The sequence below is a fragment of the Actinoallomurus rhizosphaericola genome, from assembly GCF_024055675.1.
GTDB lineage: Bacteria > Actinomycetota > Actinomycetes > Streptosporangiales > Streptosporangiaceae > Actinoallomurus > Actinoallomurus soli.
The window spans coordinates 185,648-208,773 of sequence record NZ_JAMXMW010000015.1; the positions used below are offsets into that span (position 1 = coordinate 185,648).

General features: G+C 71.3%; 24 protein-coding genes. 13 read left to right on the forward strand and 11 right to left on the reverse strand.

Going from position 1 to position 23,126, the window contains the following annotated elements:
- Nucleotides 1–290: 290 nt before the first annotated feature.
- Complete coding sequence (locus tag NE234_RS29915; RefSeq protein WP_252784062.1) at nucleotides 291–521, reverse strand: DUF3073 domain-containing protein; 231 nt, start codon at nucleotides 519–521, stop codon at nucleotides 291–293.
- Nucleotides 522–758: 237 nt separating this feature from the next.
- Entirely contained in the window at nucleotides 759–1,826 is a 1,068-nt protein-coding gene (locus NE234_RS45515) for a Glu/Leu/Phe/Val dehydrogenase dimerization domain-containing protein (RefSeq protein WP_252784064.1), read from the reverse strand.
- A 251-nt stretch (nucleotides 1,827–2,077) separates the two neighbouring features.
- On the opposite strand from NE234_RS45515, the gene NE234_RS29925 reads away from it, so the two are divergent.
- Both NE234_RS29925 and bldC read left to right on the forward strand, forming a co-directional pair.
- Nucleotides 2,078–2,944: a hypothetical protein gene (locus NE234_RS29925; protein ID WP_252784065.1), complete on the forward strand. Its 867-nt coding sequence runs from the start codon at nucleotides 2,078–2,080 to the stop codon at nucleotides 2,942–2,944.
- Nucleotides 2,945–3,184: 240 nt separating this feature from the next.
- Nucleotides 3,185–3,388: a developmental transcriptional regulator BldC gene (bldC, locus tag NE234_RS29930; RefSeq protein ID WP_141956617.1), complete on the forward strand. Its 204-nt coding sequence runs from the start codon at nucleotides 3,185–3,187 to the stop codon at nucleotides 3,386–3,388.
- 412 nt (nucleotides 3,389–3,800) lie between these two features.
- Here the strand turns inward: bldC and NE234_RS29935 are convergent, their stop codons facing one another.
- On the reverse strand, nucleotides 3,801–4,502 hold the full coding sequence (locus tag NE234_RS29935; protein ID WP_252784067.1) for a TetR/AcrR family transcriptional regulator: 702 nt from the start codon (nucleotides 4,500–4,502) through the stop codon (nucleotides 3,801–3,803).
- Nucleotides 4,503–4,726: 224 nt separating this feature from the next.
- Here NE234_RS29935 and NE234_RS29940 point away from each other — a divergent pair, with 224 nt between their 5' ends.
- From NE234_RS29940 to NE234_RS29960, 5 genes are all read left to right on the forward strand, one after another.
- Nucleotides 4,727–5,764 (forward strand): LacI family DNA-binding transcriptional regulator, encoded by a 1,038-nt coding sequence (locus NE234_RS29940; RefSeq protein ID WP_252784070.1) that lies wholly within the window; start codon nucleotides 4,727–4,729, stop codon nucleotides 5,762–5,764.
- 333 nt (nucleotides 5,765–6,097) lie between these two features.
- The gene (locus NE234_RS29945; protein WP_252784072.1) at nucleotides 6,098–6,334 is read left to right on the forward strand and encodes a hypothetical protein; all 237 of its coding nucleotides are present in this window, start codon (nucleotides 6,098–6,100) and stop codon (nucleotides 6,332–6,334) included.
- A 319-nt stretch (nucleotides 6,335–6,653) separates the two neighbouring features.
- Nucleotides 6,654–7,466 carry an N-acetylmuramoyl-L-alanine amidase gene (locus NE234_RS29950; RefSeq protein ID WP_252784074.1) on the forward strand — a complete coding sequence of 271 codons (813 nt, stop codon included), beginning with the start codon at nucleotides 6,654–6,656 and terminating at the stop codon, nucleotides 7,464–7,466.
- Between the two features lie 2 nt (nucleotides 7,467–7,468).
- Nucleotides 7,469–8,905, forward strand: coding sequence for a DUF7059 domain-containing protein (locus tag NE234_RS29955; RefSeq protein ID WP_252784076.1), 1,437 nt, complete (start codon nucleotides 7,469–7,471; stop codon nucleotides 8,903–8,905).
- 3 nt (nucleotides 8,906–8,908) lie between these two features.
- Nucleotides 8,909–10,003 carry a DUF711 family protein gene (locus NE234_RS29960; RefSeq protein ID WP_252784078.1) on the forward strand — a complete coding sequence of 365 codons (1,095 nt, stop codon included), beginning with the start codon at nucleotides 8,909–8,911 and terminating at the stop codon, nucleotides 10,001–10,003.
- On the opposite strand, the gene NE234_RS29965 is transcribed toward NE234_RS29960, so the two are convergent.
- Nucleotides 9,993–10,883, reverse strand: a complete 891-nt coding sequence (locus tag NE234_RS29965; protein WP_252784080.1) for an alpha/beta fold hydrolase — start codon at nucleotides 10,881–10,883, stop codon at nucleotides 9,993–9,995. The genes NE234_RS29960 and NE234_RS29965 overlap by 11 nt on opposite strands.
- An 87-nt stretch (nucleotides 10,884–10,970) precedes the next feature.
- Between NE234_RS29965 and NE234_RS29970 the strand changes: the two genes are divergently transcribed.
- Together NE234_RS29970 and NE234_RS29975 are read left to right on the forward strand one after the other, a co-directional pair.
- Complete coding sequence (locus tag NE234_RS29970) at nucleotides 10,971–11,468, forward strand: DUF523 domain-containing protein (protein WP_252784081.1); 498 nt, start codon at nucleotides 10,971–10,973, stop codon at nucleotides 11,466–11,468.
- Between the two features lie 125 nt (nucleotides 11,469–11,593).
- Nucleotides 11,594–13,261, forward strand: coding sequence for an MFS transporter (locus tag NE234_RS29975; protein WP_252784082.1), 1,668 nt, complete (start codon nucleotides 11,594–11,596; stop codon nucleotides 13,259–13,261).
- A 13-nt stretch (nucleotides 13,262–13,274) separates the two neighbouring features.
- On the opposite strand, the gene NE234_RS29980 is transcribed toward NE234_RS29975, so the two are convergent.
- A complete protein-coding gene (locus tag NE234_RS29980) occupies nucleotides 13,275–13,889 on the reverse strand; it encodes a DUF1707 SHOCT-like domain-containing protein (RefSeq protein WP_252784083.1) in 615 nt (204 codons plus the stop codon).
- A 72-nt stretch (nucleotides 13,890–13,961) separates the two neighbouring features.
- On the opposite strand from NE234_RS29980, the gene NE234_RS29985 reads away from it, so the two are divergent.
- Nucleotides 13,962–14,675, forward strand: a complete 714-nt coding sequence (locus NE234_RS29985) for a L,D-transpeptidase family protein (RefSeq protein WP_252784084.1) — start codon at nucleotides 13,962–13,964, stop codon at nucleotides 14,673–14,675.
- Between the two features lie 66 nt (nucleotides 14,676–14,741).
- Entirely contained in the window at nucleotides 14,742–15,503 is a 762-nt protein-coding gene (locus NE234_RS29990) for an arylamine N-acetyltransferase family protein (protein ID WP_252784085.1), read from the forward strand.
- A 312-nt stretch (nucleotides 15,504–15,815) separates the two neighbouring features.
- Here NE234_RS29990 and NE234_RS30000 read toward each other — a convergent pair whose 3' ends face one another.
- Nucleotides 15,816–16,283, reverse strand: a complete 468-nt coding sequence (locus NE234_RS30000; protein ID WP_252784086.1) for an SRPBCC family protein — start codon at nucleotides 16,281–16,283, stop codon at nucleotides 15,816–15,818.
- Nucleotides 16,284–16,502: 219 nt separating this feature from the next.
- Between NE234_RS30000 and NE234_RS30005 the strand changes: the two genes are divergently transcribed.
- Nucleotides 16,503–18,155, forward strand: a complete 1,653-nt coding sequence (locus NE234_RS30005) for a carboxylesterase/lipase family protein (RefSeq protein ID WP_252784088.1) — start codon at nucleotides 16,503–16,505, stop codon at nucleotides 18,153–18,155.
- A 218-nt stretch (nucleotides 18,156–18,373) separates the two neighbouring features.
- Nucleotides 18,374–18,961 carry a hypothetical protein gene (locus tag NE234_RS30010; protein ID WP_252784090.1) on the forward strand — a complete coding sequence of 196 codons (588 nt, stop codon included), beginning with the start codon at nucleotides 18,374–18,376 and terminating at the stop codon, nucleotides 18,959–18,961.
- Between the two features lie 55 nt (nucleotides 18,962–19,016).
- On the opposite strand, the gene NE234_RS44595 is transcribed toward NE234_RS30010, so the two are convergent.
- The 5 genes from NE234_RS44595 to NE234_RS30030 all read right to left on the reverse strand — a co-directional run bounded on the left by NE234_RS44595 (nucleotide 19,017) and on the right by NE234_RS30030 (nucleotide 23,087).
- Nucleotides 19,017–19,139, reverse strand: coding sequence for a hypothetical protein (locus NE234_RS44595; RefSeq protein ID WP_256529598.1), 123 nt, complete (start codon nucleotides 19,137–19,139; stop codon nucleotides 19,017–19,019).
- Between the two features lie 143 nt (nucleotides 19,140–19,282).
- Nucleotides 19,283–20,416 (reverse strand): serine/threonine-protein kinase, encoded by a 1,134-nt coding sequence (locus NE234_RS30015; RefSeq protein WP_252784092.1) that lies wholly within the window; start codon nucleotides 20,414–20,416, stop codon nucleotides 19,283–19,285.
- A 2-nt stretch (nucleotides 20,417–20,418) separates the two neighbouring features.
- Complete coding sequence (locus NE234_RS30020) at nucleotides 20,419–20,772, reverse strand: protein kinase family protein (RefSeq protein ID WP_252784093.1); 354 nt, start codon at nucleotides 20,770–20,772, stop codon at nucleotides 20,419–20,421.
- Nucleotides 20,773–21,121: 349 nt separating this feature from the next.
- A complete protein-coding gene (rodA, locus tag NE234_RS30025) occupies nucleotides 21,122–22,300 on the reverse strand; it encodes a rod shape-determining protein RodA (protein ID WP_252784095.1) in 1,179 nt (392 codons plus the stop codon).
- A 202-nt stretch (nucleotides 22,301–22,502) separates the two neighbouring features.
- The gene (locus tag NE234_RS30030) at nucleotides 22,503–23,087 is read right to left on the reverse strand and encodes a carbonic anhydrase (RefSeq protein WP_252784097.1); all 585 of its coding nucleotides are present in this window, start codon (nucleotides 23,085–23,087) and stop codon (nucleotides 22,503–22,505) included.
- Nucleotides 23,088–23,126 lie beyond the last annotated feature (39 nt).

Sequence of the window (23,126 nt, forward strand, 5' to 3'; positions counted from 1 at the left end):
GGCGTTTCGGCACATGCAGCTGGAACGTGCCAGTAACGATCCCTACAAACCCAGGCCCTCAATCTTGGCCGACGCGAGGGCGGTCGGGGCCGGGCGCGGGGGTGCGGCCGTGAGGGGGCGGTCGGGTTCGGGCGTGCGAGGGCGCGGCCGGGAGTGGGTACGGGGTGATGCAGGCGTTACGAAAAGCGCCCCCGCCGTGTGGCGGGGACGCTTTTCGGTCGTACATCCCGGCATACCCCTCCGGCCTCGGTCGGCCGGGCGACCGGGTGGCTCAGACGCCGAGACGGCACTCAGCTCTTACTCGTGCCGTCCTTCTTCTCGTCGTAGTCCTCGGCGTAGTCCGCATAGCGCGCTGCGAGGTCTTCGTACGACGAGTCGTCGTCGTAGGGGTCATGGTCATCCTGCGAGTTCTGGTTGACGCCCAGCTCGCCGCGCAGGCGATCCAGGTCCGTCCCGCCGCTGTTGTACTTCAGCCGGCGAGCAACCTTAACCTGCTTGGCCTTGGCTCGGCCGCGCCCCATTGGCTCGACCCCCTCGATGGTCGGGGACCCGTCGTATCGGCCCCACTTACGCTCGCTTACGCATCCGCAACCGGGCGCGACAACACGACACGCACCGGCTACGGATACAACCGTACCCGTTTTGCGCCTAGCTCGGTACGTCGTCTGCACGGCAGCGGCTGGTCTAGAGCTTAACCCACCGATCCGGTGTGCGCTCCGGTGGCCTTCTCCGGCGGGAGGATCCGCAGCGTGCGCCGATCACGGGTTCAGCAGGATGCCGCGCAGGCGGCCGATTTCGGACATCCGGCGCTCGGCGAGTCGATCCGCCGCAACGGCGGGCGGTACGCCCTCGTCTGCGGCGATTGCGAAGATTCGCCGGGTCGTCTCGAAGATGCCGCTCGCCTTCTGCTTCGCCCGATCGAAGTCGAATCCCTCGATCTCGTCGGCGACCTGGATCACCCCGCCGGAGTTCACGACGTAGTCGGGCGCGTAGAGGACGCCACGGTCGTCCAGCTGCTTCTCGATGCCGGGGTGGGCGAGCTGGTTGTTGGCGCCGCCACAGACGACCTTGGCACCCAGCACGGCCACCGTCTCGTCGTCGAGGGCCGCGCCGAGCGCACAGGGGGAGTACACGTCGATGTCGGAGGCGATGAGGGCCGCGTGGCCGTCGACCGCGTCGACCTCCGGGTGCCGGGCCCGTACGCGCTCGACGGCGGCCGCGTCGACGTCGGTGATCACCACGTCCGCGCCGTCCTCGCGGAGGTGCTCCACGAGCCGGTGGCCGACCTTGCCGACGCCCTCCACGCCCACGCGACGGCCGCGCAGCGTCGGCGAGCCCCACACGCGCTCGGCCGCCGCCCGCATGCCCTGGAACACCCCGAACGCGGTGAGGATCGACGAGTCGCCGGCGCCGCCGTGCGCGACCGTACGGCCCGTCACGTACGCGCACTCGCGCGCGATGACGTCCATGTCCTCGGAGAACGTGCCCACGTCGCAGGCGGTGAAGTAACGGCCGCGCAGCGACTGGACGAAGCGCCCGTACGCCCGCAGCAGCGCCTCGGACTTGTCCGTCGCGGGGTCGCCGATGATGACCGCCTTGCCGCCGCCGAGGTCGAGATCGGCGAGGGCGTTCTTGTACGCCATGCCCTTGGAGAGGTTGAGGACGTCGTCGAGGGCCTCGTCCTCGGAGCCGTAGGGGTAGAAGCGGGTGCCGCCGAGCGCGGGCCCCAGGGCGGTCGAGTAGATCGCGATGATCGCCTTGAGGCCGCTGGCCTCGTCGTGGCAGAAGACGACCTGCTCGTGGGGTGTGCCGAAGACCTTCGTCACTGTGGTGGCTCCTCTCTGAGCACACGCTGCTCATGGCCGGGGTGAGGCATGAGCGGAATACCCGGTGCGGCCGCATCATCGTGGATCGCACGATCAGGGCCGGCACCGGGGCATGAGTCCGACAGGATCAGGGTAGGCGTCTCACGGTCGGCGTGCGGGCAACGGCGCGGTGACCGGCCGAACAGGTCTCAGGAGCATCTCGGCGGCCCCGGCGACGAGCGTTTTCCGTACGGTCGTGTAACGATGCGATCGTGTTGCCTTACGCCGCCTACCTCCGGGTGTACGAACCGCTGACCGCCTACCCCGAGCCGGAGCGCTCGCGCTGGGAGGCGTACGCCGACTCACAGGAGCGGCCACGGCGGGTCGGTGCGCTGGGCGTCGAGCATACTCGTGCGCTCTGGCGGATGATCGCGGTTCCGCCCATCGTCGCGCCGACGCGTGAGAGCGGCGACGCGTACGTCCGGCGTGTCGAGGGCGTGACATATGTCTGTCCCTGGGAGACGCGCCTGCGGTCGTGGCTGGCGTTCGACCGCTTCCGCGCGGAGATGCCCGAGGGGCTGGCGGAGATGTTCGTGCCGGCGCGCGTCGCCGCACAGGCGGATGAGGCGTTCGACGGCTGGAAGCGCGCGTCCGGGTCGCTGACCCCGCACATCTTGTCCAGCACGTGGCAGGTGCCGCTCGCCTGGTTCGTGCCGTTCGTGGCCAAGGAGCGCTGGCTCGTGCTCGGCGGCCAGGGGGAGCCCGGATCCGGCGGGCCGACGACCGCCACGCCGACCCGTACGTTGATCTACGTCGCGCCGATGGCCCAGGCCCGCCGCCGTGTCGCGCGCGCCCGGGGCGTCCTGCGGCGCCAGGTGGGCGACGAGCTGGACCTCGGGGACATCGAGTCGGTGGGCCGCTGGCTCGAGGAGTTTCATCCGCACTCTTTGGTGGAACTCGACTACGGCGGACTTGTGCACCTGCTCGACGACGCGGCGTTGCGGGCCGATGAGTCGGTCGGAGAGATCGCCGCTGCGATCATGGGACTGGAGACCGGGCAGGCGGAAGTCGCCCTCGCGATGCACAAGCGTGTGACCGCCCGCTGGCGGGTTGTACGAGCTCTTGAATCCGCCAACTGAGCAAAATTAGCCGAATCACCGCGCGATGCGACTATACGTGTCGCTAGAATCACGCAGCGTGACTCGACCACCAAAAATCACAGAGTTGCTATCAGGGACTTGCCTGTTGCGCTCAGTGGTGGCATGGTTACGTCTTGTGATGTCAAAGTGGTCCATCCAGACCATAAGAGACATCAGTGGCACGCGCGAGGTTCAAACGCTGGATCGCTGTCATCGGTCCACGGAGGAGAGGCCGCACAAATGTCAGCTCGTACGCCAGAGGCCGAGCCCCTGCTGACGCCGGCAGAGGTGGCGACGATGTTCCGCGTCGACCCCAAGACCGTCACCCGTTGGGCGAAGGCCGGGAAGTTGACGTCAATCCGGACGCTGGGAGGGCATCGGCGCTACCGCGAGGCCGAGGTCCGCGCTCTGCTGGGGGGGATCCCGCAGCAGCGGTCGGAGTAGTCGGAGGACCCCGATCAGTCGTCGGTGACCGGTACGGACCCGCCGGCGACGTTCAACTGGGGGGCGCACGGCCGGCGGCCGCCGGGTGTGTGCGTGAGCCGCGAGGAGGCGGATGTCCGCCGCTCGCGGGAGGTCGGGGAGCTTCCGTGAGGTTCGACCGGTCCCGCTTCTTCGGGACCGAGCCGGGGGGTTGCACGGACTCCAGGTGATGGATGCCCCGCCCGAGACCGGGCGGGGCATCCACGCTGTCCGGTGTGTCGCCGGACATCCACGGTGCCGTCAGGGCATCCAGTCGTCCGGTGTGTCGCCGGGCGTCGGCTCGTCCGGTGTGTCGCCGGTGGCCGCGGGCCTGTCGCCGGTGGCCGGGCGGGCTCGTCGGCGTGTCACCGGCGTGTCGCCCGTCCAGGGGGGATCAGGTGGCGCGGGACTCGCGGGACAGCCGGTCGATGAGCGCCGCCACCTGCGGATCGTGCCGGGCGGCGACGTCCAGGAGCACGACGTGGTGGTCGATGAGCAGGCGTTCGAGTTCGTCCCGGGGGATGTCGCGGTGTTCGAGCCAGTCGAGGCCGGCGGTCTCCACCGACGCCATCCACGACCGGAGCGTGATGCGCAGGATGGGGCCCGGCTCGTCCGCGCCGATCGTGGCGATGATGCGGCTCATGACGAAGTTGCGGATGCCCTCGATCACCTCGCCGATCTCGCCCGTCCGGTACGCCGGGCCGCCCCGCAGCAGTGCGACGAACGCCGCGGCGTAGTGCTCGACGAAGTCGAAGTAGCGGTGCAGTGACACGGCCAGCCGCTCCAGCCCCCGGCCCTCCGCCGGCGGGTCGAGCAACTCGCCCAGCTGCTTGGCGGCGCTGTGCAGCGCGGCGAGGTAGAGCTCCTGCTTGCCGCCGAAGTAGTGGTAGACCAGCGCGCGGGAGGCCCCCGCCGCGTCGGCCACGTCATCGATCGAGATCTCCTCGGGCGGCCGGTCGCTGAACAGCTCCAGGGCGGCGGAGATCAGCTCCTCGCGGCGCTCGTCGACGCTCAGCCGGCGTCGGCCCGGTCGCCCGCCCGTCGAACGCCGGGCCTGCTCCGGTTGTTCGTCCGGAGCGGTTGCGCGATCACCCACAGTGGAAGCGTATCGGAGCGGGCTTTCTGGCGGTGGTTCGGTCAATTGCTGGTCAACGCATGGACCAGTTGTAGTGACCGGCCCGAAATGCCTCTCGGGCATGCCCATTACTGACTGTCACGGGCGAGAAAGGCGATGGGAGGGCATCATGGCATCTCCTCCCTTGCGGCGGTCCGCCGGTATCTGTCCCTGATTCAGGCGGTCGCTGGGACAGGAGAACCCCCATGCCCGAGGACCCACGCCAGGAGGCGGCCGTGCCCAAGGTGCCGGCGGCGAAGCCGACCATCCGTAATGTGGCGGAGCGCGCCGGCGTGTCGAAGTCGCTCGTCTCGCTCGTCATGCGCGGGTCACCGCACGTCAGCGAGGCGCGCCGGCAGGCGGTGCTGAAGGCGGCCCGAGAGCTCGGCTACCGTCCCAACGCCGTCGCCCGCAGCCTGGTCGAGGGACGCACCCGGCTGATCGGCGCGCTGGTCGCCGACCTGCACAACCCGTTCTTCGCCGAGTTCCTCGACGGACTGCAGGAGAGCCTGCACGGCGCCGGGCTGCGGATGCTCGTCGGCAGCGGCCGGTGGGACCCGCAGTTCGAGGCCGAGGCCGTCGAGGCGTTCCTGGAGATGCGCGTCGACGGCCTCGTGCTGCTCAGCGTCGTGCCGGAGACGCTCAGCGACACGGCCAAGACCGTTCCCGTCGTCGTCGTGGGCGAGCGCGACATCGAGGGCGTGGACATCGTCGTCGACGACGACGAACTCGGCGCGCGGCTCGCGGTCGACCACCTCGTCGAGCTCGGCCATCGCCGGATCGCCCACATCGAGGGCGCCCCCTCGACCACGGCGCACTACCGCCGGGCCGGGTACGAATCGGCGATGCGCCGGCACGGCCTGGAGGACCGCATCGTCGTCGAGCCCGGCGACTTCACCGAGGAGGGCGGCTACAGCGCCGCCCGCAAGCTGCTCGCCCACCCCGAGCCGCCGACGGCGATCTTCGCCCCGAACGACCTCGTCGCCACCGGCGTCCTGTCCGCCGCCGACGAACGCGGCCTGCGCGTCCCGGCCGACATCTCGATCGTCGGATACGACAACACGCACCTGGCCGCCATCCGCCACATCGCGCTGACCAGCGTCGACCAGCCCCGCCGCGACATGGGCCGGGTCGCGGCCGAGCGCCTGTGCGCGCGCATCGACGACCCGTTCCGCGCGCCGGAGCAGACCCTGGTGGTGCCGCACCTGGTGAAGCGCTCGACGACCGGTCCCGCCCCGAGCTGAACCCGGCCGGACCACCGGTCTCGTTCCGCACCAGGGCCGGCCGGGCTCCCTCTGCCCCGTACTCGGCCCGGCGGAGGATCGTCGTACGGCATCGCCGATCTACCTTCGGGCGCTCCGCGTCCCGCCGGGGTCTCCGGTCGGTAAGGGGGTCGTCAAGCTCCACCGGACCCCCGTACACGCGGCCGGCGCGCCCGCCTTAATGGACGCGTGACCGCCGCCCGGCGGTCCATCACCGGGAATTCGCCGCCGGCCCTGTTCGGGGGGACGGCCGGGGCGCGGACCGGGGCCGCCGGGCGGCGGACGGGCGGAGCCGAGAGATGCCAGGGGGCGATCGTGCGTGATCCGGAGCTTGTGTCATCCGCGCAGCGCGCGGCGAGTGAGCTGGAGCGCGCCTGGTCGCAGTGGCGGCACGCACGTGGGCTGATCGAGGAGGTGACGGAGTCCGTCGCCGGATACGTCAGCCACTCGATCGATCATCCGTGGGGACGGCCCCGTGTGGTGCTCGGTCTGGACGCCGACGAGGCCAGAGCCCTCGCCGTCCTCCTCGGCAAGGAGAGCGCGGTGCGCTGACCGCGAGGCCGTCCGACCGCAGGCGTGGCCGTCGCCGCCCGACTCAGCGCGGAGAGAGCGGCGGCGGCCACTCGCCTCTACGCGGCCACTCGCCTCTACGCGGCCACTCGCCTCTACGCGGCCACTCGCCTCTACGCGGCCACTCGCCTCTACGCGGCCAGTCGCGTCCATGGTGCCCACTCGCCGTCCCGGCGGCTCTCGCGTCGCGGAAGCCCCGGCTGTTTTCGAGGGTGGGACGTCGCACTTGCCGACGTTTGGCAGACTGGTCGTGATGCGTTGTTCGACGGTTCGCTCCGGCAGGGCACTGAGCGCCCTAGTCATGACCATGCTCGCGGGTGGTCTCACGGCCTGCGGGTCCGGAGGCTCGTCCTCGGCGTCGGCGGCTCCGCCGACGGTGTCGGCCGCCTCCCACCACTCCGCCCCGGCCTCCTCCGGCGCCCCGTCGCCGACGAGTGGATCGAGCGGGCAGGGCCCGCTCGCCGGGAAGGTCATCGTGCTCGACCCGGGGCACAACGGCGGTAACGCCGAGCACCCCGAGGTCATCAACAAGCTCGTCGACATCTACAACGGCAAGAAGCCCTGCAACACGACCGGCACCGCGACGAACGACGACTATCCCGAGCACGCGTTCACGTGGGACGTCGCGAACCGCCTCGCCAAGATCCTGCGGGCGAAGGGCGCCAAGGTGATCCTCACCCGGCACAGCGACACGGGCGTCGGCCCGTGCGTCGACGAGCGCGCCCGGATCGGCAACCGCGCGCACGCGGACGCGGTCCTGGCCATCCACGGCGACGGCGCGCCCGCCAAGGGCCACGGGTTCCACATCATCGAGCCGGCGAAGATCAAGGGCGGCCACAACGACGCGATCCTCGCGCCGTCCCGCACGCTGGGCAAGGACCTGCGCGACGCGTACCACGAGGGCACCGGCATCCCGTACTCCACCTACCTCGGCAAGGACGGCATCGACGTCCGCGGCGACCTCGGCGGCCTGAACGTCTCGACGCGGCCGGCGGTGTTCATCGAGGCGGGCAACATGCGCAACGCCGGTGACGCGGCCAAGATGAAGAGCCCCCAGGAGCGCGAGCGGATGGCCGAGGCCCTCGCGAACGGCTTCGTCAAGTTCCTGGGCTGAGCGTGACCGTCGACGAGGGCGCCGCCGCGCGCGTGCGCGGGCTGTTCGAGCACGCCGACTACACCGTCGCCGGGGTCCGGCACCTCCTCGGGCCGGTCGCCGGGGCCGCGCTGGCCCGCGACGAGATCGTTCCGGCGCTGCGCGCCACGCGGGGCGGCACGCCGCTGGAGAGCCTGGTCCGGCTGTTCTGGCTGCAGGTGCCCGTGCCGGAGTCGGCGCTGCCGGTCGACGACCTGGCCGCCCTCGGCCTGGTCGAACGCTCCGGCGGCGAGGTCCGCGCCCTGCTGCACGTCGAACCGGTCGAGTCCGCGTCCGGCGCCGGCGATCCGCCCTCCGCCCGCGGCCATGTCGTCTCCGACCTGAAGGCACGGCCGGGCGGCGTCCCGCTGCGGCCCGACCACGTCGTCGGGCAGGGCGGCGCGTCGAACAACCTGGCCCAGCTGGTCGTGCGCGGCCCGGTCGGCGACGTCCTGGACCTCGGGACCGGATCCGGCGTGCAGGCCGTGCATCTGGCGGACCGGGCCCGGAGCGTCACCGCCACCGACGTCAGCTCGCGCGCCCTCGACCTGGCCCGGCTGAGCTTCGCGCTCTCCGGGATCGACGCCCAGCTGCTGGAGGGCTCGCTGTTCGAGCCCGTCGAGGGCCGTACGTTCGACCTGGTCGTGTCGAACCCGCCGTTCGTGATCTCACCCGATCTGCGCTTCGAGTACCGCGAGACGGGGCTGCCGGGCGACGAGCTGTGCCGGCGCCTGGTCCGGCGGGCGCCCGCGCACCTGGCGCCGGGCGGCTGGTGCCACCTGCTGGCGAACTGGCTGCACGTCGAGGGCGAGGACTGGCGCGAGCGCGTCGCGGACTGGATCGAGGGCGTCGACGGCTGGGTGGTCCAGCGCGACGTGCAGGACCCCGCGGAGTACGCCGAGCTGTGGCTGCGGGACTCATGTGACGTCGGCTCGCCGGAGTACCGCCGCCGCTACGACGCCTGGCTGGACTACTTCGAGGCGCACAAGGTCACCGGCGTCGGCTTCGGCTGGATCACCCTGCACGCCTCCGGCGGGGAGGACGTACGGGTCGAGGAGCTGCGGCACGCCGTCGACCAGCCCGTGGGCGCGTACGTCCGGGACGTCGTACGCGCGCGGCCGCGCCTCACCCTGGAGACGACGCTGCGCACCGCGCCGGGAGTCGTCCAGGAGCAGATCGGCCCGCCCGGCGCGGAGGATCCCGAGCGGATCGTGCTGCGGCAGTCGTACGGGCTGCGCCGCGCCGCCCAGGTCGGAACGGTCGAGGCCGCACTGGCCGGGGCCTGTGACGGCGACCTGCCCCTCGGCCCGCTGCTCGACGCGATCGCCGAGCTGACCGGCGCGGACGCCGGCACCGTACGGGCCCGGGCCCTCGCCCTGCTGCCCGATCTGGTGGCCGACGGGTTCTTTGACATGATTTGAGCCATGGTCCCGATCCGTACGCTCACTCTCGGGGTGCCCGAGCCGCACCCGCTGGCCGCGGACGTCGTCGCGAAGGGCGCGGACGCGCTGCGCCGCGCGGAGGCGGTGTTCCGCGACGCCGGATACGAGGTGCAGACGCTGCGCCTGTCCACCCGTCCCGTGTTCGGCGACATGACGCCGACCGCCGCGTACGCGCGCGACCTGCAGGCCGCGCTCGACGACGCCGGCCTGACGTACTGCTCGCTCGGCCCGGCGACCTCGGGCGTCGAGACGATCCCGGACCTGCTGATCGGCAACGACGCGCTGAACTGCACCGTTCGCCTCGACGGCAACACCGCGGCGGCCCGTCCGGCGGCGGAGGCGATGCTGCGGCTGGCGGAGGAGACGGAGGAGGGCTTCGGCAACTTCCGGTTCGCCGTGCTGGCGTGCGTCCCGCCGGGCAGCCCGTTCTTCCCCGCCGCCTACCACGAGGGACCGGCGAACCTCACGGTCGGCCTGCAGGGCGCGAGCATCGCGGTCGGCGCGGCCAAGGGCGGCCTGGACGGCCTGTCCGAGCGGGTCGCCGCGGCCGTCACCGAGGAGGCCGCGCCGGTCGTACGGCTCGCCGAGCGGGTGGCGGCCGAGCTCGGGGTGGCGTTCGGCGGGATCGACCTGTCACCGGCCCCGAACGGCCCGGACTCCATCGGCGCGGCGTTCGAGGAGATCACCGGCGAGTTCGGCGCGCCCGGAACCCTCGCCGTCGCCGCCGCGCTCACCACCGGCATCCGGAGCACGGACCTGCCGACCTGCGGCTACAACGGGCTGATGCTGCCGGTGATGGAGGACGTCGTGCTGGCCCGGCGCTGGGAGGAGGGCCGGATCGGCCTGCACGACCTGCTGGCGTACTCTTCGGTCTGCGGCACCGGCCTGGACACCGTTCCGCTGCCCGGCGACAGCTCCGCCGACGCCATCGCCCGGCTGCTGCTCGACGTCACCGCCCTGGCCGTACGGCTGCGCAAGCCGCTGTCGGCGCGGCTGTTCCCCGTGCCGGGCACGCGCGACGGCGACCGTACGGCGTTCACCTCCGAGTACCTGACGAACACGACGGTCAGGTGGTGACGCGCCGGATCGCCTCCAGCGTCGTCTCGACGTACGTGCCGGGGTCGGCGAGGAAGACGTCGTGGTCGTCGTCGATCTCGAGTACCTCGGCGTCGAGGCGGCGGGCCATGCCGTACTGGTCGCCGGGCGGCACCGCGCGGTCCCGCGTCGTCACGACGACGGCCGTCGGCAGCCCGGCGAGCTGCGGCGCGTGCCGCCGGAAGTCGAACTCGTACTCCGCCAGCATCGTGTCGATGACCGCGCGGGGATGGGCCCGTACGAGCTCGCGGCGCAGCCAGGGCCACAGCCGGGCGGTCTCCGGGCTGCGCTTGCGCGTGTCGCTGAAGTAGCGCAGCGGCGCCGTACGGCCGACGTCGAAGCGGGTCAGCGGCCGGAGCGCCTTCAGCAGGGGCCGCGTGACCCGGTCGGCGGGGCTGTCGAAGCGCAGGGCGGTGGACTGCAGCACCAGGCCGGCGACCCGGTCGGGGTGGCGGCGCGCGAGTTCGAGGGCGACGGGGCCGCCCAGGGAGTAGCCGCACACGACGACCTCGTCGATGCCCAGCGCGTCGAGCAGCGCGGCCTGGTCGTCCGCCGCGGACTCGATGCGGAACCGCCCGGGCCGCGTCGGCCCGCGCCCGTGCCCGTGGTGGTCCATGGCCACCATGCCCTGCGACAGGTGCGGCATGAGGTGGCAGAAGTTCACGTCCGCGGTCAGGGCCCAGCCGTGCAGGAGAAGAACGGGCGTGGGGCCCTCGACGACCCGCACGGTGACCTCGCCGCGTCGGGGCAGCGTGAGCACACGGGCGGGGGGCAGGTCGGGTTCGACGATGTGTTCGCGTGACCTGCCGACCGGGCGGACGAACGAGAGTCCACGCCGGAGATCCGCCTGCATCGAACTCATGATCCGAATGGTGGCACGCCCGGGTGTCGCCGAGGTATGAGACCGTCGTCACATCTGTGTACTCCGGGCTTGACTACGCTGAATTCGATGGAACGCATCCTCGTCAGCTCCTGTCTCGTCGGCACTCCGGTGCGCTACGACGGCACCGGCAAGCGCAGCGACCACCATCTCTTCGCGCGGTGGCGGGACGAGGGGCGCCTCGTGCCGGTCTGCCCGGAGGTACGGGGCGGGCTGCCCGTGCCGCGGCCGCCCGCCGAGATCCACGGCGGGCTCGGCGGTGACGTGCTGGACGGGCGGGCGCGGGTGCTGACCCCGGACGGCGCCGACGTCACGGCCCACTTCCTCACGGGCGCGCGGCACGCGCTCGACCAGGCGCGCGCGCACGGCGTGCGGATGGCGATCCTCAAGGAGCGGAGCCCCTCCTGCGGCGTCGCGCGGATCTACGACGGCGGGTTCAGCGGCACGACGGTGCCGGGCGAGGGCGTCACGACGGCCCTGCTGGAGCGCCACGGGATCGCGGTGTTCGCCGAGGACGACGTCGACGCGGCGGCGGCCCACCTGGCCGACCTGGAGCGCCGCCGGTAGCAGCGCTCTCGGTGCAGGCGCTCACCATGGAACGGCCGTAAGAGGCAACGCGATATGTCTTGACCTCTCGACGCCTACGCGATATATCTTCTCTGAAACCGAGTAAAAACACCAGAGGAGAAGTCATGACCGCTACCGACGAGTCCCGGATGGGCGTCGGCACCTCGGCGGGGTACCGCTGGCGGTGGGTCGCCCTGTTCGTCATCCTGGCCGCCGAGGTCATGGACATGCTCGACGCCATGATCACGAGCATCGCGGCGCCGTCGATCCGCGCCGATCTCGGCGGCAGCGCGAGCATCGTGCAGTGGCTGGGCGCCGCCTACACGCTGGCGATGGCGGTCGGCCTGATCACCGGCGGGCGGCTGGGGGACGTCGTCGGCCGCAGGCGGATGTTCGTGATCGGCGCGCTGGGCTTCACGGCCGGCTCGCTGCTGTGCGCCCTCGCGCAGGACCCGGAGATGCTGATCGCCTTCCGCGGCCTCCAGGGGCTCTTCGGAGCCGTCATGCTCCCGCAGGGCCTCGGCATGATCAAGGAGATGTTCGCCGAGGAGGAGATGGGCAAGGCGTTCGGCGCGTTCGGCCCGGTGATGGGCCTGTCCTCGGTCGGCGGCCCGATCCTCGCCGGCTGGCTCATCGACGCCGACCTCTTCGGCACCGGCTGGCGGATGATCTTCCTCATCAACCTGCCGCTCGGGCTGCTGGCCGTGCTCGGCGGGCTGCGGTTCCTGCCCGCCTCCCGGTCGCCGGAGGCGGCCAGGCTCGACCTCGTCGGCGTACTGCTGGCCGCGCTCGCCTCACTGCTGATGGTCTACCCGCTGGTGCAGGGCCGCGAGCTCGGCTGGCCGGCGTGGACCTTCGCGATGATCGCCGTCGGCGTCGCCGTCTTCGGGCTCTTCGGCTGGTACGAGGCCCGTACGAAGCGCGCGGGCGGCCATCCGCTCGTCGTGCCGAGCCTGTTCCACAAGCGCGGCTTCACGGGCGGGCTGGTCGTCGGAACCGTGTTCTTCTCCGGCATGGCCGGGTTCTCCCTGGTCTTCAGCCTGTTCCTGCAGATCGGGCTCGGGTACTCCCCGCTGCGGGCCGGGCTGTCGACGGTGCCCTGGTCGGCCGGCGTGGTCATCGGCTTCGGGGTCGCGCAGGCGGTCCAGAAGTTCGGCCGCCGGGTGATCCACGGCGGGACGCTGGTGATGGCCCTCGGCGTCGCGGCCATCGTCCTCACCCTGCACCTGGCCGGCACGGGCGTCGGCCCGTGGGACTTCGTCCCCGCGCTCACGCTCACCGGCATCGGCATGGGCCTGCTGATGGCACCGTTCTTCGACACCGTGCTGGCGGCGGTCGAGCCCCACGAGACGGGTTCGGCGTCCGGGACGCTCACCGCCGTCCAGCAGTTCGGCAGCGCCCTCGGGGTCGCCGTCCTCGGCACCATCTTCTTCGGGGTGCTCGGCGGCCAGGTCGCGTCGGCCACGGACTCGGCGGCGCCCAAGGCGTTCGCCGCGGCCGGAGTGTCCGGACCGGCCCGGGACCGGCTCGTCGCCGGGCTGCGCGACTGCGGCCACGACCGGGCGGTGGCCAGGGACGCCGAGGCGGTCCCCGCCTCCTGCCTCCGCGCCGAGGGAGAGGTGCGCGCCGCGGGCGTCCCGGCCCAGCGCGCGGCCGCCGACGTCGGCCGTACGGCGGTGAAGAGCGGGTTCGTCGAGACGATGAAGATCGTGCTCTGGGTCGAGGTGGGCCTGCTCGGCCTGACCTTCCTCGCGGCGTTCCTGCTCCCGAGGCACGCCCGCGAGCCGAAGTGAGACGCGAGGGGTGCTAACTCTCGAGCCTCCGGCGCCGTGCATCGGCGTCGGAGGCTCGGCGCTGCACGCCGACCCCGCCCCAGAACGCGAACCCGGTAATGATGATCTTCGGTGCGCCCGCCGCGCCCACGCCGCTCGCGCGGTGGTCGAAGCCGCCCATGATGCCGATCCCGTTCACGTGGACCTCGGCGTCCTCGGGAACGATGATCTCCACGCCGCCCATGACGGCGAACGCCCGGATGGTCACCACGGGCGCCTCGAACGTCGCCTCCCGCAGGTCGAGCTGCCCACCGCCCCAGAACGCCACGGCGGTGAACTCCTCGGGGACCACCCACGTGCCCTTGCGCTGGAACCCGCTCATGATCCCGAACGCCGACCGGGATCCGGGCGTCCCGCCGAACCGGTCCCCGCGCGCCGCGGCGGCCGGCCGGGCCGCCGGTTCGGGCAGGTCACGGGTGATGGGCTCCAGGTCGCCGTACGTCTTGGCGGCGTAGACTGCCGTGAGGCGCTCGTCGAGCTCCTCGAGGTCGAGCCGGCCCTCGCCCGCCGCCTCGCGCAGGATTGCCGCGACCTGGTCGCGCTCGGCGTCGGAGATGCGCATCTCGCGCCGCTCCGGAAGATTCGTCATGGCGCCACCCTAGATCGCCCGCGTCCCGGTGCGTAGGGTTCGTGGTGGTGCCGAACACCGCTGGGGGTGCTCATGAAGCCGTATCGAACCGCCCTTCTCGCGTCGCTCGTCCTCGCCGGCGGAGCCGCCCTCACCGGCCTTGCGCCCGCCGCGCAGGCCCAGACCTTCGACCCGTGCTCCGCCGCGAACCAGGGCAGGCTGCGCTACACCACCGGCTCGGCCTCGCACGTCGTGTTCGCGATCTCCTCCTCGTTCGACTCGAACCACGTCGTGGTCACCGAGTGCGCGAAGCAGGGCAACGCGTGGAAGCGGGTCAGCGTCACCACGGGACGCGCGGGGACCGGCGCCTTCGCCCGGCCGGGCGCGAAGCGCGAAGGTGACGGCGCGACGCCGACCGGGTCGTTCACGCTCACCGAGGCGTTCGGGCTCGGCAACCCCGGGACGAAGCTCAAGTACCGCACCCTGCGCAGCAGCGGCGACTGCTGGGGCGCCACCCCGGGCAAGAGCCACTACAACGAGTACTACTCGGACCCGTGCCGCTCGACCGACGAGGACCTGTCGGCGATCGCGCAGCGCGGCCCGTACCACCAGGCCGTCGTCATCAACTACAACCGGCCGAATGCCAAGCCCGGCCTGGGGTCGGCGATCTTCTTCCACGTCGGCGGCATCACCCCGACCGGCGGATGCGTGTCGATCAGGGAGTCGAGGCTGCGCGCCGTCATGCGCACCCTCGTCCCGAACGACCGGATGATCATGGGTCCGCGGAGCGCGCTCTTCCGCTCGTAGCCCTACGACCCGGCGTACGACCCATGACCGATGGCCCGGTGCCGTGCCCGCGTGCGTGAATAAGGCATGGACGACATCCGGGTGAAGGCCTACCTGGCGCGCATCGGCGCGGACCTGCCCGCGCACCCCGACGACGAGGCTCTTCACGACCTGCACCTGCGGCACCTGCTCGCCGTGCCGTTCGAGAACCTCGCCATCCACCTGGGCGAGGACATCGTCCTCGACGAGGACGCCCTGGTCGCCAAGATCGTCGACCGCCGGCGGGGCGGGTTCTGTTACGAGCTCAACGGGGCGTTCGGGGCCCTGCTGTCGGCGCTGGGCTACGACGTGACGCACCTCGCCGCCCGTGTCCTCGGCGACGACGGACCGGGCATCCCGTACGACCACCTGGCCCTGCGGGTCGGGCCGTGGCTGGTCGACGTCGGGTTCGGCGACCACGCCCACCACCCGCTGCGGATCGACGAACGCGGCGAGCAGGAGGACCCCGGAGGCACCTTCCGGATCGTCGAGACCGTCGACGGCGACCTCGACGTGCTGCGGGACGGGCGGCCGGCCTACCGCCTGGAGACCCGCCCGCGGCGGCTGCGGGACTTCGTCGCCGGCTGCTGGTGGCACCGTACGTCCCCGGCGTCCCACTTCACCCGGTCCCTCGTGTGCTCGCTGCTCACCGAGACCGGCCGGATCACGCTGAACGGCCGCACCCTCATCCGTACGGTCGACGGCGAGCGACGTGAGGAACGGCTCGGCGACGACGCGGAGGTGCTCGCCGCCTACCGCACCCACTTCGGCGTCCAGCTCGACCGCGTCCCGGAGGTCAGGGCGTCCTGAACCCGTGGTCGGGACGGGGAGTAGTAGTCGGTCGACATGAGGCACAGCGCCGCGACCTCCTCGCGCCGCAGCCCGTCGGTCCTGCGACGGGGACCGCGGGGAAGACCGACGTCTTCCGGTTGCAGTGCCTTGCGACGACTCCGGAGGAACTCCGCCAGCCCAACACGATCGATCATGGCGTTTCCCCCATCTCGCGGTGCTGCGTCGTTTCTACCGCCTGTGGACAGAGGCAGCCACGGACCACCGATCCCCCCATCCGAGCGGAACGACGACCGGGCGAGCCTCGGACCGTGAGCTCAGGAGGAAGTCCCGTCAGGGGGTCCGGGCCTCACGCTCGGCGGCTCGTACGAGGCGGCGGGTCAGCGAGCGGAGCACCAGCAGCAGCGCCCGCTGGACGACACGCCCCGTGCCGGGGACCAGCTCGGTGAAGGAGCCCCGCCACACCACCGACGTGCCGCCGTCCGCACGGGCCTCGAACGTCACCTCGCCCCGGTAGTCCCGCAGCGGGGCGGGCGTGCGCAGCGCGTACCCGTGCAGCCGGTCCTGCTCGTACGCGACCGTCTCCTCACGGACGACGACCGGCCACAGGCCGAGGCGGCGGATCGCGCCGATCCCACCGGGCGCCGGGTCGCCCTGCCGCTCCCACGACGAGCGCGGCGAGAGGGTCCCGGCCCACTCCGACCAGCGGCCGCCGTCCGCGACCAGCCGGAACAACGCCGCCGGGGCGGCGCTGCTGCGCGCCGTCACCGTGACCGAGAACCTGCGTCCGTCGCCTGCCATGCCGACCTCCCGGGCGTCGCCCCCACGATCTCGCACCACGGCGGGCTCGGGAATCGTCACCGCCACGGTCGGCCGCAGCCGACGCACCGATCGGCGCAGAGGGGCGGCGGCTCCGGCTCACCACGGCGCCCGCATCGGAGCCTGCCGCTGACCGAGGCGGCATGCGGCTGTCAGTGACCGGTAGGCGCGCGGTCAGCGTCTCCGCCGAAGCTCTCGGACATGGCGAAACGAGAGATCATTCGGAACACCGTACGGATCGGGAGCATGGCGTCCGCCGGCCTCCTGGCGGCGGGCCTCACGGCGGCTCCGGCGCTGGCCACGCCGACGGACGCGGCGGACGGACGGCTGGTCAGGACGGCCTCGGGGCCGGTTCTGGGCAGCGTCGGCGCCGAGGTGCGGGAGTTCGACGGCATCCCGTACGCCGCGCCTCCGGTCGGCCCGTTGCGGTGGACGGCGCCCCGGCCCGTGACCCCCTGGTCCCAGCCTCGGAACGCGACGAAGCCGGGACCGGTGTGCGCGCAGCTGCCGTACAACAAGCCGGTGGGCAGCGCGGTCAGCGAGGACTGCCTCACCCTCAACGTCACGACGCCGCGCGGCGCGTCGGCGGCGCGGCCCGTGATGGTGTTCCTGCACGGCGGTGACCTGACCAGCGGCTCCGGGAGTCAGTTCGAGCCGCGCCGGATGGCGGCGCAGGGCGACGTCGTGGTGGTCACGGTGAACTACCGGCTCGGGATCTTCGGGTTCTTCGGGCACGCCGGGCTTCCCGGCTCGGGCACGTTCGGGTTGCAGGACCAGCAGGCGGCACTGCGCTGGATCCGGCGGAACGCCGCGGCCTTCGGAGGAGACGCCCGGAACGTCACGCTGTTCGGCCAGTCGGCCGGAGCGATCAGCACGTGCGGGCAGCTGACGTCCCCGGCCGCGAAGGGGCTGTACGACAAGGTCATCATCCAGAGCGCGAGCTGCGGCAGCTACACCCCGACCCTCATGCCCGGCCGGCAGGCGCCCGCGACGACCGCCACGGACAAGTGGAGACCGCTCGCGGCGGTCGACGCGCAGGGCGGCGCGCTGGCCAGGGACCTCGGCTGCGCGGACGAGGCGACCGCGATCGCCTGCCTGCGCGGGCTCCCCACCGACCGTCTCCTGCCGCACACCGAGGAGTTCTCCAGCGGGGCGTACGGCACGCCGACCCTGCCGGTCGACCCCGAGACGGCGATCCGCACCGGGCGGTTCGCGCACGTCCCGACGGTCATCGGGCACACCCGCGACGAGGGTCGCATGGTCACCGCCGCCCTCGTGAACCCGGCGATCGGCGGGGCGCCGATGACCGAGCAGCGGTACGTCCGGCTCACCGACCAGGCGTACGGGACGCGGGCGGCCGAGGTGCGCCGGCACTACCCGCCGTCCGCCTACGCGGCGGCAGGCGAGCAGTGGGCGCCCGCCCTGGCCTGGGCGGCGATCGAGACCGACCGGACCACGGTCTGCCCGGTCCTGCGGGACGCGGACGCGCTCGCGCGGCGGACCCCGGTGCACGCGTACGAGTTCGCCGACCCGAACGCGCCGACGTGGACGGCGTTCCCCGAGGGATTCCCGGCGGGCGCCTCGCACATCTCCGACCTGACCTACCTGTTCGACGTCAACCGGCCGGACGGCACCCCGGTGACCCTCGACTCCGCCCAGCGCGGACTCGCGGGCACGATGATCGGCTACTGGACCGCCTTCGCCCGCGCCGGTGCGCCGGCCGCCGACGGCGCCCCCGCCTGGAAGGCGTACGCGCCCGGCGACGGGCCCGTCCAGACACTGGCCCCGGCCCGGATCGGCACGGTCGACGACGCCACCGAGCACCAGTGCGCCTTCTGGAAGACCGCCGAGTAGGCGACTCGGCGAACGGCTCCGGCGGCGACGCCGGAGCCCTTCCGCTGCGGCTCGGGCCGGTGCGCCGCACCACACGTCAGTGCCGAGGGTTTTGGTGCCGTGAGCAACGAAAACCCTCGGCACTGACGTGTGTGATCTTCAGAGCGGCCCGGTGAAGGCGGGCATCAAATGCGACGAGGGTTGCCCTGACCCTGCGACCAGCTCGACACTCTCGACTTGTGGACATCAACCGCCTGGGCCAGAGCACCAAGGACGACCTGAAGCAGCGGAATTTGTTCCTACGGCAACGCGGTACGCCCACGGTCGTGGAGATCCGTGTGGCCGACGGCAGTCCCGCAGGGCTTCTCATCGGCTGGGCCGAGCAGGTAGAACATCCATTCTCCCCAGGAACTCTCGCCTGGCGGGACCACGCTCGTCGTGCCACGCTGCAGGCCGGCTACTGGCACGGTCGAGTCGACGCCCCGTACGACGGGATGGAGGGGACTGAGACGGAGTCGCTCGACCTGGCCATCTCAGAGATACTCGACCGCGCTTCGTACGGGGACGTCCTGGCTGCCCATGAGAAGGCATCCGGCAGGGTGGAGACCTACACTGCCTCGATCCACGAGGAACAGGCAGAGTGGTTGGCCGACTGCGACGAGCCGAAAGGCATGACCCATTGTGGGGGCGGCAAGATCGAACTCACCAACATCGCCGTCGCCTACCTTCGAGGCTCACCACGAAATACGCCGTACGTCGACGCCGGTAACCAGCTCTACTTCGATCGGTGGGAGGACCCCTACCAGCTCACGCTCAAACGCACCTGAACGTCGCCTCCCGCCGTCACACGACGTCATGGCTCGGCAGCTTCGACACAACTTCTTACAGCGCGATGCGCTCGCGGAGCGTGTCGCGCTGGGCGGGCAGTTCGTCCCCGAGGGAGAGACCGAGGGTGGGGAACTGCTCGACGACCTCGCCGGGTGTGAGCGGCGCGGTAACGGGCATCCCGGGGCTGTTCGGCAGGGTCGGCGAGGTAGCGGTGTAGCGAGGTCTTGGGGATTCCGGTCTTGGCGGCAATGACTCCCAGGGAGTCACCCTGGCCGGCAGCCGGGCGTATTCGCCCTCGCGCCACATGTCCTGATCAGATATTACCGGGAGCCGTGGCCCAACAAAATCTCGATAAGAGCTATGACCCCCACGAAGATTACGATGAATGCCAGCCCCCCGATAATACATCCAGAGTCTGTCCTCAAAAATTCAGAAAGAGAACTAGTTCTTTTTGGCTCGCCGGCGCGCCTTCTGATCACATCGCCTGCCTCGGTTGCGACAGGCCCGTCATCTGGTCGGGAGTCGGCGATGGTGATCCCTGTCGTAGTCGACGGTGCAACCTCCCTATTGGTCTCCGTCGGTGGGGGGATGCGGCTCGGTCCGGCGGCGTGGGTGTGGTCGAGTCGTCGTAGTGCCTGGGCGAGGTCGGCGGCGTTCGGGTATCGCTGTGTGGGGTCCTTGCGCAGCAAGGTCAGTACGAGGTCGTCCCAGGCGGATGGGATGGTCGTGGACACAGAGCTGGGGGCGGGGGGTTCCTGGGTGAGGTGAGCCGAGAGATAGCCCACGGTGTCGGGGGCCTGGAAGGGCAGTCGGCCTGTGATCAGCTCGAAGAGGAGACAGCCGAGCGCGTACAGGTCGCTGCGCGGTTCCGGGAAACCGCGTGCTTGTTCGGGCGCCATGTAGGGGGGTGTGCCCACGATGAAGCCGGTCTGGGTGATTCGGTCCGCGGTCGCGTAGGGGTCGGCCGCCCTCGCGATGCCGAAGTCGAGGACCTTTACGTTGCCGGACGGCGTGACCAGGATGTTGGACGGCTTGATGTCCCGGTGCATGATTCCGGCGTTGTGCGCGTCAGCCAGGGCGTCACCTATCTGCGCGCCCCATTGGGCCGCGTCCGGCAAGGCGACGGCGCCTCGGCGCAGCATCGCGTCCAGGCCCTCGCCTCGGAGCAGTTCCATCACCAGGAACGGGACCCGTTCGTTTCCCGCGCCGGTCTCGCCGAGGTCGTGGATGGTGACGATGTTGGGGTGTTGCAGTTGGGCGGTGATCCGTGCCTCGCGCAGGAATCTGGCGCGCGCCTCGTCGCCACGGCTCCCGCCACCGGCGAGTAGGGAGATCACCTTGACCGCGACGTTCCGGCCCAGCGTCTCGTCCTGCGCCTCCCATACTTGCCCCATTCCGCCCTCGCCGAGTTGTCGCACCAACCGGTAACGGCCCCCGAGGATCTGATCTTCCACTGTCACGCCTCTCCCATTTCGAACATTCCTGTCCCTCCTGCCGGCGAACCAGCGCGATGGGGATCATGACGCGATCGTGAAGGCGACACACCCGGCATGCGCGGACCGCCGTTGGTGTTCTCATCGATGTCGAACACCGTGGTGATCCCGGGGTGGTTCAAGGTGGCGGGGATCCCGGCCTCCCGCCAAAAACGCGCCACCTGGCCCCCGTCGGTCGCCCCGTTCAGCAAGAGGACCTTGACCGCGACCGGGCGGAGCAGGCGCAGGACGATGCCCTGCCGGACCTCACCCGTGCTGCCGTGGCCGAGAGGCGCATCCAGTCGATATCGTCCGGCCACCTCCAAACCACTGCGCATCGACTCTCCTCGGCTTGGAAGGTGCCAGCCAGATGGACATGAATGGTGGCTGGACCAGCATAGGTACCGGTGGTATTTCCCAGCCCTTCAGATCCATGAGTTGATGTGCGGGCCCCGAGGTCTGTCAACGCGAGCCGGTTCGTCCTAGCCGGCAGAGGGATCTCGCGGCTGTTCGGCAGGGTCGGCGAGGTAGCGGTGTAGCGAGGTCTTGGGGATTCCGGTCTTGGCGGCAATGACTCCCAGGGGGTCACCCTGGCCGGCAGCGGCCGGGTGTATTCGATCTTGTCTTCGGGATGGGCAGTGATCCACCCCGCCAGGGGCCCCCAAGACCGCTGAGCCGGTCCTTCGGTCAGCTGAAAGCGCGTTGGCGGAGGTAGACGGCTTGGAGGAGGCCGAGGGCGATCATGTTGGCGAGCGTCGCCGATCCGCCGTAGGAGATGTACGGCAGCGGGACCCCGGTGATCGGCATGATGCCGATGGTCATGCCGATGTTCTCGAACGTCTGGAACGCCAGCCACGACACCACCCCGGTCGCCACGAGCATGCCGAAGCCGTTCGGGCAGAGGGCGGCGATGCGCAGGCCGCGCCAGAGCACCACGCCGACGAGCACGACGATCAGCGCGGAGCCGAGGAAGCCGAGCTCCTCGCCGGCGACCGTGAAGATGAAGTCGGTGTGCTGCTCGGGGACGAAGTGGCCGCCGGTCTGCTGCCCCCGGAACAGCCCCTGACCGGCGAGCCCGCCCGAGCCGACCGCGATGCGGGCCTGCGCCGCGTTGTATCCCGCGCCCCGGGGATCGGCCGAGGGGTCGGCGAAGGCGATGAACCGGTTGATCTGGTACGGCTTCAGCAGGTGGAACTGCCAGGCGGCGATCCCGCCGCCCACGCCGCCGCCCACCAGGCCCACCAGCCAGCGCTTGGGCGTGCCGGAGATCGCGACCATCGCCAGGACGACGACGGCGAGGACCATGGTCGTTCCGAGGTCGGGCTGCATCATGATCAGGCCCGCGAGCAGTCCGGCGAGGGCGAGGGCGACCACGATGTCGCGGGTGTCCGGCGCGGTCTGGGCGTCCCTCGGCTCGCCGAGCAGCACGGCGAGCACCACGACCAGGCCCACCTTGGCGAACTCCGCGGGCTGGAGCTGGAACCCGCCGCCCAGCTCGATCCAGGAGTGATGCCCCTTGATCGTCGAGCCGAGTGGCGTGAGCACGAGGATCAGGCCGACGCAGGACGCGCCGTAGACGATCGGCGCGTACGCGCGCACGAGCCGGTAGTCCAGCGCCGTGACCAGCGCGGCCAGCCCGAAGCCGATCGCCACCGTCAGCAGGTGCTTCTTGAGGAAGACCTGCGGATCCTGACCGGTGTGCAGCAGGGCGGGCCGGGTCGCCGACCACACCAGGAGCGTCCCGATCAGCGTCAGGCTCATGACGGCGCCGAGCAGGACCCAGTCGAGCCGGCGCAGCGGTGACTCGTGGCCGGACCAGCGGCGCAGCAGCGAACGCCGCCTCGCCGTCCGTACCGTGTCGTGCATTCCGAACATCGCACCCCCCGAACCCGCCCCCCGACGGGCCCCGACCATCCGCGCCCGCGGGCCGCGGCGCAGGCCGCGGACCCCGGGCGGGACTCGATCACATGGCAGTAGGTGATCGGCCGGTCACTCTCCGAGCATACTCGTGCCTGGTGGGAACGTTCCTGAGGCGAGGATCGGGAGGTGGCGGAGCCCTTCGGGACGCCTAGAGGGGGACGAACGTGCCGGTGTCGGGCTGGTATCTCCAGACCGCGCCCGTCTCGACGTCGTAGAACCAGCCGTGCAGCCGCAGCGTGCCGTTGGCCAGGCGCCGGGCCACCCACGGATAGCGGCGGAGCTTGTCGAGCTGGGAGATGAGGTGCGGCCGGCCCGGGTCCTCCTGCTCCTGGGCGCGGATCCCCCGCCACCGGTGCGTGTGCAGCAGCCAGAACCTCGTGGTCGGAGCGTTGCGGAGCCCGCCGAGGCCCGTACGGGCGCCGACCGCGCCGCATCGGGTGTGGCCGCACACGATGAGGTCACGGACGCCGAGGACCACCACGGCGTACTCAAGGGTCGCGGCCTCGGCGGTCAGTCGCCCCACCCGGTGGGGCGGGATGACGTTGCCGGCCGTGCGCAGCTCGAACAGGTCTCCGGGTGCGGAGCCGGTGAGCAGCGAGGGGACGACCCGGGCGTCGGAGCAGGAGACGAAGATCGCCTGTGGCGTGTGGTCCGGCCGGAACGGGGAGCGCCGGCCGCGGTGGGTCGCGACCTGCTGGTGGAAGCTGCGGGCATGGTCGATCAGTGACTGCATGGCGAAGCCCTTCGCGCTGGGGACGGTGAGGTGAACCGG